At 61.5% G+C, this 11646-nt stretch carries 10 protein-coding genes, 1 tRNA gene and 1 pseudogene; 3 read left to right on the top strand and 9 right to left on the bottom strand.

Annotation, left to right across the window (positions count from 1 at the left end; all coding sequences use genetic code 11):
- Positions 1-31: 31 nt before the first annotated feature.
- The 7 genes from Q362_RS0109145 to Q362_RS22215 form a co-directional block, all read right to left on the bottom strand.
- Positions 32-1210, bottom strand: a complete 1179-nt coding sequence (locus Q362_RS0109145) for a citrate/2-methylcitrate synthase (RefSeq protein WP_028318437.1) — start codon at positions 1208-1210, stop codon at positions 32-34.
- 103 nt (positions 1211-1313) lie between these two features.
- Complete coding sequence (locus tag Q362_RS0109150; protein ID WP_028318438.1) at positions 1314-2531, bottom strand: AI-2E family transporter; 1218 nt, start codon at positions 2529-2531, stop codon at positions 1314-1316.
- Between the two features lie 73 nt (positions 2532-2604).
- The gene (gene bioA, locus Q362_RS0109155; protein WP_028318439.1) at positions 2605-3894 is read right to left on the bottom strand and encodes an adenosylmethionine--8-amino-7-oxononanoate transaminase; all 1290 of its coding nucleotides are present in this window, start codon (positions 3892-3894) and stop codon (positions 2605-2607) included.
- A complete protein-coding gene (gene bioB / locus Q362_RS0109160; RefSeq protein ID WP_028318440.1) occupies positions 3891-4865 on the bottom strand; it encodes a biotin synthase BioB in 975 nt (324 codons plus the stop codon). Before bioB ends, bioA begins: the two co-directional genes overlap by 4 nt.
- Positions 4866-4891: 26 nt before the next feature.
- Entirely contained in the window at positions 4892-5515 is a 624-nt protein-coding gene (locus Q362_RS0109165; RefSeq protein WP_028318441.1) for a hypothetical protein, read from the bottom strand.
- Complete coding sequence (gene amrA, locus Q362_RS0109170; RefSeq protein WP_028318442.1) at positions 5512-6102, bottom strand: AmmeMemoRadiSam system protein A; 591 nt, start codon at positions 6100-6102, stop codon at positions 5512-5514. Before amrA ends, Q362_RS0109165 begins: the two co-directional genes overlap by 4 nt.
- 213 nt (positions 6103-6315) lie before the next feature.
- Positions 6316-6834: an LEA/WHy family protein gene (locus tag Q362_RS22215; protein ID WP_051553976.1), complete on the bottom strand. Its 519-nt coding sequence runs from the start codon at positions 6832-6834 to the stop codon at positions 6316-6318.
- Between the two features lie 117 nt (positions 6835-6951).
- Here Q362_RS22215 and Q362_RS0109180 point away from each other — a divergent pair.
- Both Q362_RS0109180 and Q362_RS0109185 read left to right on the top strand, forming a co-directional pair.
- Positions 6952-7041: transfer RNA gene (locus Q362_RS0109180), tRNA-Ser, on the top strand.
- 250 nt (positions 7042-7291) lie between these two features.
- Positions 7292-8524 carry a tyrosine-type recombinase/integrase gene (locus Q362_RS0109185; protein ID WP_028318443.1) on the top strand — a complete coding sequence of 411 codons (1233 nt, stop codon included), beginning with the start codon at positions 7292-7294 and terminating at the stop codon, positions 8522-8524.
- 42 nt (positions 8525-8566) lie between these two features.
- Here the strand turns inward: Q362_RS0109185 and Q362_RS0109190 are convergent, their stop codons facing one another.
- Together Q362_RS0109190 and Q362_RS0109195 are read right to left on the bottom strand one after the other, a co-directional pair.
- Positions 8567-10978: a TOTE conflict system archaeo-eukaryotic primase domain-containing protein gene (locus Q362_RS0109190; protein WP_028318444.1), complete on the bottom strand. Its 2412-nt coding sequence runs from the start codon at positions 10976-10978 to the stop codon at positions 8567-8569.
- Positions 10959-11300: a hypothetical protein gene (locus Q362_RS0109195; RefSeq protein ID WP_028318445.1), complete on the bottom strand. Its 342-nt coding sequence runs from the start codon at positions 11298-11300 to the stop codon at positions 10959-10961. Before Q362_RS0109195 ends, Q362_RS0109190 begins: the two co-directional genes overlap by 20 nt.
- A 163-nt stretch (positions 11301-11463) precedes the next feature.
- On the opposite strand from Q362_RS0109195, the pseudogene Q362_RS0109200 reads away from it, so the two are divergent.
- A pseudogene (locus Q362_RS0109200) lies at positions 11464-11646 on the top strand (transposase); the annotation flags it as partial.

Below are 11646 nucleotides of genomic sequence, written 5' to 3' on the forward strand. Positions count from 1 at the left end.
TGCCGGCCGGCGCGCGCCCGGAAGACCGCTGTTATTTCCGCCTGTCCACCGGCGAGTATTCGCAGCCCATCAGGCCGCAGTATTCGCCCACGTACTGGGCCTGCGGCCGGTAGAGCGCCGGCTTGCCCTGGACGTCGGCGAACTGCTCCTCGATGATGTGGGCGCACCAGCCCGCCACCCGAGAGATGGCGAAAATCGGCGTCATGAGGTCGGTGGGGATGCCCATCAGATAGTAGACCGGGGCCGAGTTGAAGTCGACGTTGGGCAGGATGGTGGTTTTGCCCTGCCTGGCGAAGATCGCCAGCGCGGTCTCCTCGATCTTCTGGGAAATGGCCGCCCATGTGCCGCCGGTCTGCTCGCCCAGCCGCTGGCCCATCCGCTTGAGGTAGACCGCGCGGGGATCGCCGGTCTTGTAGATGGCGTGTCCCATGCCCATGATCCGCTCGCCCCTGGCCAGCTGCGCGCTGACCCAGCCCTCGATGTCCGGCTCGTTTTCCAGTTTGAGCAGCATCTCCATGACCTTGGCGTTGGCGCCGCCGTGCAGGCTGCCGGAGAGCGCTCCCAGGCCGGCGGCCACTCCGGCGTAGAGGCTGGCGCGGGTGGACACCACCTCGCGGGCGGCAAAGGTGGAGGCGTTGAAGGTGTGGTCGGCGTGGAGGATCAGGCAGACGTCCAGGTCCTTGGCCGTGGCCGGATCGGGCCTTTTCCCCTGGAGCATCCAGAGGAAGTTGCCGGCGTGATCGAGGTCGGGATCGGGTTCCAGGACCGGCTGACCGTTGCGGATGCGGTGCCAGGCGGCGACCAGGGTCGGCATCTGGGCAACCAGGCCGATGGAGCGGTCGAGGCAGACCTGGCGGTCCAGCGCGTCGCCCTGCTCCTCGGCCATGGCCAGCAGGGGCACGCAGGCCTGGAGGACGTCCATGGGCCGGGCGTTTTTGGGCCAGTGGCGCATGGAATCGAGCACGTAGCCGGGAACCCGGCGCATGTTCCTGACCTGGCGGGTGAAGGCCTCCAGGTGCTCGGCGGCGGGCAGGGTGCCGAACAGGAGCAGGTAGACCGTTTCCATGAACGACGACCGGTCGGCCAGATCCTCGATGCGATAGCCCCGGTAAATCAGCACCCCCTTTTCGCCGTCAATGAAACTGATCGCGGAATCGGCCACGGTCACCCCGCGCAGGCCGGTATTCTTCACCCGGATTGCCTCGCTCATCGCACTACGCCTCCAGCTCTCTTGTTCTCGTTGGGATAGTCGGCCCCTCGTCATCGCCCGATCCGGAAGGGGTATTGCGTTGTACTGGAGAATATGAGGAAATTCAAGCCGTTTTCCCGCCCACTCCATCGCTTTCCCGCGCGTCTTCACCGCTGGCCGGTGTCTCCTCCTGTTCCGCCTCGGCGACCGGTGCCGCCGCTGTTTCAGGGGCGGCAACCGCCGGTGCCGGCGGCGACTCCTCCCCCTCGCCGTTCCCGAACAGGGGGCCGACATCGGGCAGGTAGGCCTCGAAGGCCCTGCCGTAGATCTCCCAGATGGTGATGAACAGGGCGGCGACGATCGGGCCGATGATGATGCCCAGGATGCCGAACAGGCTGATGCCGCCCAGGGTGCCGAAGAGGACGAAGAGATCATGCATCTCGGTGTCCTTGCCGACCAGGCGGGGCCGCAGGACATTGTCGAGGTTGCCTGCCACCGCGCCGCAGAGCACCGCCAGGATGACCACCCCCAGCAGTTCCCCCTTCAGGGCGAGGATGATCAGGGCCGGCACCCAGACGAGGGCTGTGCCGAAGGCGGGAATGATCGACGTCACCGCCATCACCGTGCCCCAGAACACCGGCCCCTGGATGCCGGCCAGGGCGAAGGCCGCCCCGCAGATCCCGCCCTGGAGGGCGCCGATGATCAGGGTGCCCTTGAGGGTGGCCTTGGTCACCGAGGTGAAGCGGCGCAGCAGGCGGCGCTCGTCGCGGTCCTGCAACGGCAGGAAATAGAGGATCTTCGTCAGCAGCACGTCGCCCATGGTGAGGAAATAGAACATCACGTAGAGCATGATCACGCTGCCGAACACCGCGTTGACCGTCTGCATGGTCACAGCGGAAAGACTGTTGATCAGAAAGGTGGAGATGTTGCCCACCACCAGCCCGGCCTTCTCGATGATCAGGGCGCGGTAGGGAAGGATCTGCTTGTAATACGGTATCTTTTCCAGATAGGCGGTCACCGCGGTCGGCTCGTGGATAAAGGACTGGACCCAGGGCGTGACCGACTGGCTGACGCTGATCGCCTGGGCGACCACCACCCCGATCAGGAGCGAGAGCGGGATCAGCACCAGCAGGACGATGCCGACGATGACTAGGATCGAGGCCAGGTTTTCCCGGCCGCCGATCTTGCCGGTCAGCCAGCGGTGCGTCGGGCTGAGGATGGCGGCGAAGATACCGGCCATGAAGATCGGCATGAGAAACTGCCGGATCATGCCGAGGAACAGGGCCGAGATGAGGAGCACCAGGGCCAGGAGCACGCTTTTGTTGATCAGTTCGCGTTTCATGGGAGTGCCGGCGCGGCAGTGTTGGTTGGGTTGTTGGACAAAGCGGGTGGGCCGCGGAACCGGTGCCGCCCGGTCAGCGAACCAGGGCCGCCGCCCGGACCAGGGCACTGGTCAGACGGGAGAGGTCCTCCGGCGCGATGATGTAGGGCGGCATCAGGTAGAGCAGCCGGCCGAAGGGGCGGATCCACACACCCTGTTCGACGAAAAACCGCTGCAGCTCGCCCATGTCCACCGGTTTTCTGGTTTCGACCACGCCGATGGCGCCCAGCACCCGGACATCGGCCACGGTGGCCAGGTCGCGGGCCGGTTCCAGCTCCGCCTGCAACTGGCGGCCGATGGCCACGACCCGTTCCTGCCAAGGACTGTCCAGCAAAAGCCGGATCGAGGCGCAGGCCACGGCGCAGGCCAGCGGATTGCCCATGAAGGTGGGGCCGTGCATGAACACGCCCGGCTCGGCCTCGGAGATGGCGGTGGCCACGGCGGTGGTGGCCAGGGTGGCGGCCAGGGTCATGGTGCCGCCGGTGATCGCCTTGCCCAGACACATGATGTCCGGGGCGACGTCCGCGTGTTCAGCGGCGAACAGGGTGCCGGTGCGGCCGAAACCGGTGGCGATCTCGTCGAAGATCAGCAGCACCCGGTACCGGTCGCACAGCCGCCGCAGACCGCGCAGGTATTCGGGATGATAGAACCACATGCCGCCGGCGCCCTGGACAACGGGCTCGACGATCACCGCCGCGATCTCGCCATGTCGGTCGGCCAGCAGCCGGGCCATGGGCTCCAGGTCGCGCTCGTCCCAGGCGGCGCCGAACCGGCACTCCGGCCGGGGGGCGAAGAGCTGGCGCGGCAGGGAGCGCTCGAACAGGGTGTGCATGCCGGTGACCGGATCGCAGACCGACATGGCATGGAAGGTGTCGCCGTGGTAGCCGCCGCGCACAGTCACCAGCCGGTGCCGTTCGGGACGGCCCATGGCCTGCTGGTACTGCAGGGCCATCTTCAGGGCCACCTCGACGCTCACCGAGCCGGAATCGCAGAGAAAGACCTTGTCGAGCGGGGCCGGGGTCAGCTCCACCAGCAGGCGAGCCAACTCCACCGCCGGCTCGTGGGTGAGGCCGCCGAACATGACGTGCGCCATCCGCCCGGCCTGCTCGGCCAGGGCCCGCACCAGCACCGGATGGCTGTAGCCGTGAATGGCGCACCACCAAGAGGACATGCCGTCGATCAGCTCCCGCCCGTCCGCGAGCCGGAGGCGCACCCCGGCGGCCGAATCCACCGGATAAACCGGCAGCGGTCTGGTGGTCGAAGTGTACGGGTGCCAGAGGTGGTCCCGGTCAAAACCGAGCAGGCCGTCGCTGTCGGCGCTCATGGTTCGGGGCGTTCGAAGGTGAAGCCCAGGGCCGAGAGCTGCGCCAGATCCCCGGCGATGGACGAGCCGGTGGTGGTCAGGTAGTTGCCGACGATGGCGCCGTTGGCCCCGGCGGTGAAGCAGCGGTACTGGTCCGCCCCCAGTTGCTGCCGGCCACCGGCCATACGGATCACCGCATCCGGATTGATGCAGCGGAACAGGGCCACCGTGGTCAGCACCTCGTCGACCGACAGCGGCGCCAGTTCGGCCAGCGGCGTGCCGGGGATGGGGGTGAGGATGTTGACCGGGATCGATGTGACTTCCAGATCGCGCAGTTCCAGGGCCATGTCGATCCGGTCCGTCATGGCTTCGCCCATGCCGATGATGCCGCCGGAGCAGAGCGACATCCCGGTCTGCCGGGCCAGGCGCAGGGTCTCGACCTTTTCCTCCCAGGTATGGCTGGTGCAGACCTGGGGGAAGAAGTTCCTGCTCGCCTCCAGATTGCAGTGGTAACGCCGCACCCCGGCCGCGTACAGGCCGGCGGCGATCTCCTCGGTGAGGAACCCGGTCGAGGCGCACAGCAGCATGGAGGAGGTGGCGGCCATGGTGTCGAACAGGCGGGTCAGTTCGGCCAGGGTGGCCGGCGACAGGCTGCGACCGCTGGTGACCAGCGAGATGCGGTGCACGCCGTGGTCGTCGTTGTCCCTGGCCTGGACTAGGGCCTCGTCCTCGGCGATGGCCTCGTAGGATTCGATGCCGGTGCGGTGCCGGGCCGACTGGGCGCAGAAGCGGCAGTTCTCGGTGCAGTTGCCGCTCCTGGCGTTGATGATCGAGCAGAGGTCGAAGCGCGCGCCGCAAAAATGGCGACGGATGGCGTCGGCGGCCTGCCACAGGTCTTTCCGGTTGCTGTCCAGCAAACAGAGGGCCGTGGCCCGGTCGATCCGGCCGCCGGCGAGAATGGCGTCGTACGCCCGTTGTACCGTGGTATCCATAAGTATCTGAACGTAAACGAAGGGAATTACTTCCGGTTAGCGGAGATGTCCTTGGGGGGCCCGTGGACGATCATCTCGGCGATGGTCAGCTTGATTTTCGGCAGACGACCGCGCCGGTCGGCGAGAAAACGGGTTTCGAGCTGCGCCAGCCGCTGGTAGAGGACGGTCCGGTCCATGGCCGGGGCATCGGCTTCGGCCGGATAGCTGTCGGCAACGATCTCCTGGCAGCGGAAACAGCCGGGAAAGCGGAGCAACTGGCCATCCGGCCGGGTCAGGGTCGCGGGCACGCCGTGGGTGCGGCAGATCATCAGCCGATGCGAATAGAGCCCGCACAACCCGGAGTCATTGAGCGGACACATGAGCTGCGGCCGCTCGCCCCTGGCGATCAACTCCCGGCTCCGGGCCACGTAGTCGCGCGCCCGCTGCATGATCCGGTCCAGGCGGTCGTCGTCCAGGGCCCGGATGCCCTCCCACAGGTAGGCCCACTCGCTGTAGGTGTGATGGAGGAAATAGGAGTCGCAGCAGTTGTCCGGACATCCCGCGCAGGTCAGGGGCAGCTCCCTGGCCACCTCGTCGTAGACCGTGACCATGGAGCCGTAGATTTCGCCGATCTCGCAGGAGAGTTCCGGCGGGAGAAACAGTTCTTTCATGTATGGTTGCCGCCGGAGCGGGGTTCTTCGAAGGATTGCACCTGATAGGTCGAAATATGCAGCCGTCCCGAGCGCCAGGCGTCTTCGGCCAGGCCGGCCTTGCGGCAGAGGTGGCCGAGAAACTGTTCCGGCTCGGGCAATTGCCGCCACACCTGGGGCAGGAAGGTGGCGCCAGCCCCGCCGGGCCCCTCGAGGATGACGCCGTCGATTCCCGGTCGGAGCAGGCGGAGGAGCTGGTCGGCGTCTTCACAGGACAGGGGCCGGGGCTCGGTCAGGACGGAAACCTCCACATGGAGTTCGGCCAGCTCGGCTGCGGTCAACGGTTGAAAACGGTGGTCGTGGAAGGCCGCGTTGAGGGCATGCCGGCGGACACCGTCGACAACGGGCTCCACCCCGGTGAGGCTGCCGATGCAGCCGCGCAGGGCGCTCCGTTTGTGCAGGGTCACGAAGACGCCCCGCACCTGCTGCAATTCCGGCTGGCGGCGTTCCCCGGCGTCAACCGGCCGCGACGGCGCGACCTCCAGATGGTGTTCGATCTGCTGCCGCGCCCAGCGGACGAGAACCTGTCCCTGTTGTGGTGTGAGCATTGCCTGTCCGTGTTCTGTGGATTCGGTCATAAGAGGGAATGTACTCTATTGTACCGGCCGCTTCTGTCAACAGAATTGTGACAGAAGAGTGGCACGACAAGCAGTTGCGCGGCAAAAAATCGAAAATGGCGGAGGAGATGGAATCGACGGGGAACCCAGGTCGGACAACCGGCCGGGGAGCGAGCGGAGCCCTGCCCGCCGCTCCGGCACGGGCTAGTGGGGCAGGGCTAGGCCCTTCAGGGACAGTTCGCCCGAGGAGTTGAAGGGGACATCCTTCTTGAAGCCGTGGATGCCGATGCGGGCAGTGCCCTTGAGCGTGTAGGGCACCGGCCTGTCCTTGCTGGGCAGCTTGCCGGCGGAATGGAGCAGGTCCGCCACCGAGGCGACCATGTCCAGCACCGAGGCGTACACCTCGACCGGCACCAGGGCGGTGCCGAAGGCCGGCACGGTCTGGCTGCCGTCGCCGATGCCGCTGGCAAAGTGACGCTGGTTAATCTCCAGGTCGCAGTTGACGCCATGGATATCCAGGGGGACATCGTTGGGGTTCAACACCCGCAGTTTGATCAGAAAAACCCCCTCCATGGCCTTGACCTCCTGAATGCGGATATCAGCGACGGAAATCTTGGGATCTTCCTTGAGACCGTACATCTTCGCACAGCCGTTCAACAGCAGCAGAGAGCAAAAAAGAAACAGAACTCCAACAGTTTTCGCGTACAGTTCGGGAATACGCATGACCGCTCCTTCGTGAAAAAATCAATGGCCCATTTGTACCCATGGGCCTGGACAAAGTCAACAGCTCTCTAGAACTGTTGACGCGCCGGCGAGAACACGGTATCAATAGCCCGGCGCGGAGAAGTGCCGGAGCGGTTGAACGGGACGGTCTCGAAAACCGTTGTGGGGGTAACTCCACCCAGGGTTCGAATCCCTGCTTCTCCGCCATGTCATTGTCCAACACCATCTGAAGATATCCATCAAGCCCGCAATTCGACAAGGATTGCGGGCTTTTTGCGTCCAGGGGTGTCCGTTGCAATTTGAGCAAATCTGGTTATATTTGTTGGTACTATCAGGGGTATGTACCAACACCCCTCATGTTGGTACCAACACGGTACCAACAGTTATTTAAAAAATTCCTGCCATTTCGATACGTTCGAACAACAAAACGGTTTTCTTCGCAACGGGAGGCACCAACATGGGCGGAATGACCAACAAATTAACCGAACTGGCGCTAAGAAACGCCAAACCAGGAACAACGACCAAGAGGTTGGCGGATGGTGGCGGATTGTTTCTGGAAGTCAGGCCGAACGGCTCCAAATATTGGCGCATGGCGTACCGGTACGGCGGCAAACAAAAGCTGCTCGCCTTGGGCGTCTATCCCAACGTATCGATTGCCAAGGCACGAAAAAGCGCCCAACAGGCAAAAGAGCAACTTGCAGAGGGTGTTGATCCGGGCCTCGTCAAAAAAATCCGCAAAGGTACCAACGCAACGGACAATACCTTTCAAGCCGTTGCCGAAGAGTGGCTGGAGAAATTCAAGCATCAGTGGACAGAAAGCCACCTGAAGAGCATCTCCGGCCGCCTGCGCCGCGACATTTTTCCATGGATTGGCGCGCGCCCCGTTGGCGAGATATCAGCACCGGAGTTGCTTTCGGCTTTGCGTCGCATTGAGGCTCGGGGGCACCTGGAAAATGCCCATCGGGCACAGACCAATGCCGGCCAGGTCTTCATGTATGCCATTGCCACCGGCCGGGCGGAGCGTAATCCGGCCGCTGATCTTCGAGGCGCGATCCCGCGACCCAATGTCAGCCACATGTCCTCCATCACCGACCCCAAGCAGGTTGGAGAATTACTCAGGGCGATTGACCGATATCCCGGCTCGCCGATCACACGCTGCGCCTTGCAGCTGACGACCCATGTCTTTTTGCGAAGCAAGGAGATTCGTTTTGCTGAATGGTCGGAATTCGATTTTGAGAAAGCGGAATGGCGTATCCCCCTTGCCAAGATGAAAGGGCGCAAGCGGGATAAAGAAATCAGCGGTTCAGCTTTTCATCTGGTGCCTTTGGCAACCCAGGTTATTGATATCCTGCGGGAGGTACAGGCATTGACCGGCCAGGGAAAATATCTCTTCCCCGGCCTGCGATCAACGACTAGGCCAATGAGCGATGCAACCTTGACCAATGCTCTCAGGCGCATGGGATACAGTCAGGAAGAATTGCATGTCCATGGACTCAGGGCAACTGCCAGAACACTTATCCGCCAGGAGCTTGGTTTCGATGAAGAACCTATTGAACGCCAACTCGGCCACGCAGTCAAAGGCCCCCTGGGAGCAGCCTACAACCGAGCGGATTTTATCGAAGAGCGCAAACGTATGATGCAGGCCTGGGCCGACTATTTGGAGAAGCTAAAGACTGGCGAAATATCGTGAAAAAATGCCGCAACACCCTGAGGATGAGCGTTTTCAATATGGTTACGGCAGGACGGCTTGGTGGACGCTGGCCGGGTTTTCGACAATCTCATACCCCATAGCCCGATAACCACGCTGGCGTTTGTCCCACATCCGGGCGAGCTGCGGTTGATCAGGTTCGACGTAATCGAGAATTCGAACATTCTGCTTCCCGTCATGCTCCCGATGCAGGCGCCCGGCATACTGTTGCAGCGTTCCTTTCCAGGATATCGGCATAGCCAGCACCAGGGTATCCAACGGTGGGTGGTCAAACCCTTCACCGATCAACCGGCCGGTCGCCAGCAAGACTCGCGGAAGAGCGCCGTCCAATGCTGCAAGTTCTGCCAGGGTGGCGACTCGCTCTTTCTTGGTCAGACGACCATGCAACACGAAGCAATGGACGACTTCATCCCCAAGCGCGTCGCGCAGGAATCGTAGATGTTCGGTCCGTTCGGTCAGCACCAGGATTTTGCGCCCTTCTCGATACGCCGCCATGACATCAGCGGCGATCCGGCAATTCCGCTGCATATCACCCACCAGGATGCGGAAAACCTCCTGGATGGGGGCGTTCAATGGCATCTCGGGCACAGGCAAAAAGTTTGGCAATACCTCCAACTTTGTTGGTGCATTTTCCGCCGTGGTTGCACTGTGGCGTATCGGGCCGCACTGCATGAAGATGATCGGCTGATGGCCATCACGCCGAACAGGTGTAGCCGTCAGGCCAATGACGTACCGAGCCTTGGCCTGTTTGAGGATTGATTCGAAGGAAAAGGCCGAGAGATGATGACATTCATCGACGATGATCTGCCCGTAGCCATCGAGCAGTTCGGCCAAATCTTCCCGGCGCGACAGGGATTGCATGACGGCGATGTCGATCTTGTCGGTCGGTTTCTTCTTACCGCCACCAATGCACCCCAGTGCGTCTTTGGGAAGCTCAAGGAAACCGGTCAACCGTTCCTGCCATTGCCGCAGCAGTTCGGTGCGGTGGACCAGCACCAGCGTACTCACCTTGCGCCGGGCGATCAGGGCGGCAGCGGTAATGGTCTTGCCGAAAGCGGTGGGGGCGCACAACACACCGATCTCATGCTGCAGCATGACCCGCATGGCTGTCTTCTGATCCGTCCTGAGTTTACCGGTGAATCTGGCCGCAATTTTGTGACCAGGCAACCGTTCATCCTCAACCTTTGCGTTGATCTCGTTTTCCTTGAGGAGCACAAGAATCCTATCAAGACATCCTCGGGGTAGACCGATGTGTTGGGGGAAATTCTCGGCACAACCGATAAGACGCGGCTTATCCCACACCGGCAGGCGCATGGCCTGGGCCTTGTAAAACTCCGGGTTCTGAAAAGCGGCCAGGCGGATCAGGCGATTCGCCAGCGGTTGGGGGAGGTCTTTCTTGGCAATAAAGATCTGGTTGGCCAACACCAGTGAAAGCGATTCCGGAAGCGGTCCGGGTATCCGGGTTGGGTTGGTGGGCGGACGTTTCCACGGTTTGCCCTCTTCCTCATCTGCTGAAAAACCGACATCAAGCGGGCTGCGACCCTGGCTTGCACGCTCAATGGCTCCTTCCAGTTCCGCAGCAGTCAATGGCTGTAGTGTGGCCAGAAATGCCCATTGATCGGCAAAGGGAGCGAGTTGTTCATCCACAAACACGCTTCTTCCTTGTTCGCGGGGTTTCTTTTGCAGGGGGAGCGCAATCAGATTGCCGAATCCACCCTTGGGCAACGTATCTTGGTTAGGGAACAGACGGTCATAACTGGCCAGGGACAACTGTCGGGTGCGATTACAGGTGGAGCTGATAAGCGCGGCGCCAAGCTGCCTGGCTGAGCGGGCCGGAACCGGTTTGGCAAAGAAGATCCAGGCGTGTGCACCGTTGCCGGACCGTGAGATTTCCAGCGCCGCTGCTATCGCCAATTCCTTGCAGGACTGCATGAAGGCCTTGGCGTCTTCCCGCCAGTCAGCCTCATCGAAATCGACGGCAAGAAAGAAACAGGTATCATCCGGCAACAGTGGATAAACACCTATGGTGTGCTGACCGGCCAAATGATCATAGAACACCTGGTTGGTCAGCGGCAGGAGCAACCGGTGCGCACAATTGCCGCATTTGACTTTCGGTTTACAGCACAATCCAGGCTTCCACTCGTTGCCGCAAACCGGTGAGTATCCCGAAGCGCCTTTGACCGACTCCCAACGCCTGGGATAGACATCCTCGCGTCCCCGGAACAGCCGACGAAACAGGACGATTTTATCTTCGATGGTGAAGTGAGATGGGACTTGAGCGAGTTCCTGCGGCACGGCGACCAAATCAGAGGTGCTTGGTCCTTCCCAAGCAATACCATGCTGGGCCAGCAGCGCCTTGAGGTGGGCGTTCTCCTCATGCAGCTTCCTGAGTTCATCTTGCACATTCAGGAGCAGGTCACTTTTCGGTAAATCCATACTCCGCCATCAACTCGCCCATGTCGCTGCTCACGCCCCAACCCCAATCGTCGGCTTGATAGTGAACACTATCAAGCCGCTCCAGATAGTGTTCTTGTTGATCCGAATCAAGCTGTCGGATCCATTTCAAAGCCTGCTCGAACATTCGCACTAGAGCGTTGAAAAACACCTCGTCATCTACGCTGCAAAATCCGAGAAAATCCCGGCAAGACTCACAATAATATACCGATAACTCAGCCAGCCCGTCGGCATGACCAACGGCTCTTTTGTAATCCGAGATCGCCTTCTTGGCCTTGGAGACTGAATAATCCTGGTTGCGCATAACATCGGGACAGACCCAGCGGGAGATGGTCGCCTTATAGGGTTCGAGAACATCTTCACCTAGCAGCCCGTTGAAAAACCCCGTAACCCTGTAAAACCTATTGCCCCAATCCCCATGTGCGGTAAATTGATTTTATCATTTCACAACAAGGAGTTATTACCGTATGGCGATTGGTAGACGCAAACCCAAGCAACAGACAATGTGGGTCAACCAGCATCAGCTTCCCAAGGGCCAAGGGCATCCCTTTTACTCCCGGCTCAACGATCTTCTCGCCAAGGATGGTTTCGACTCTTGGGCGGAAGAGCTCTGCGCCCCGTGTTTTGCCAGCAAGGGAAGGCCCTCCATT

It is taken from the genome of Desulfobulbus elongatus DSM 2908 (assembly GCF_000621145.1).
Taxonomy (GTDB): domain Bacteria; phylum Desulfobacterota; class Desulfobulbia; order Desulfobulbales; family Desulfobulbaceae; genus Desulfobulbus; species Desulfobulbus elongatus.

What these genes read in the sequence shown, in the direction of transcription:
- bioA (WP_028318439.1), bottom strand. Translation starts at nt 3,894, where the DNA reads ATGAGCGCCGACAGCGACGGCCTGCTCGGTTTTGACCGGGACCACCTC.
- Q362_RS0109165 (WP_028318441.1), bottom strand. Translation starts at nt 5,515, where the DNA reads ATGAAAGAACTGTTTCTCCCGCCGGAACTCTCCTGCGAGATCGGCGAA.
- Q362_RS22215 (WP_051553976.1), bottom strand. Translation starts at nt 6,834, where the DNA reads ATGCGTATTCCCGAACTGTACGCGAAAACTGTTGGAGTTCTGTTTCTT.
- Q362_RS0109145 (WP_028318437.1), bottom strand. Translation starts at nt 1,210, where the DNA reads ATGAGCGAGGCAATCCGGGTGAAGAATACCGGCCTGCGCGGGGTGACC.
- amrA (WP_028318442.1), bottom strand. Translation starts at nt 6,102, where the DNA reads ATGCTCACACCACAACAGGGACAGGTTCTCGTCCGCTGGGCGCGGCAG.
- Q362_RS0109185 (WP_028318443.1), top strand. Translation starts at nt 7,292, where the DNA reads ATGGGCGGAATGACCAACAAATTAACCGAACTGGCGCTAAGAAACGCC.
- Q362_RS0109195 (WP_028318445.1), bottom strand. Translation starts at nt 11,300, where the DNA reads ATGCGCAACCAGGATTATTCAGTCTCCAAGGCCAAGAAGGCGATCTCG.
- bioB (WP_028318440.1), bottom strand. Translation starts at nt 4,865, where the DNA reads ATGGATACCACGGTACAACGGGCGTACGACGCCATTCTCGCCGGCGGC.
- Q362_RS0109150 (WP_028318438.1), bottom strand. Translation starts at nt 2,531, where the DNA reads ATGAAACGCGAACTGATCAACAAAAGCGTGCTCCTGGCCCTGGTGCTC.
- Q362_RS0109190 (WP_028318444.1), bottom strand. Translation starts at nt 10,978, where the DNA reads ATGGATTTACCGAAAAGTGACCTGCTCCTGAATGTGCAAGATGAACTC.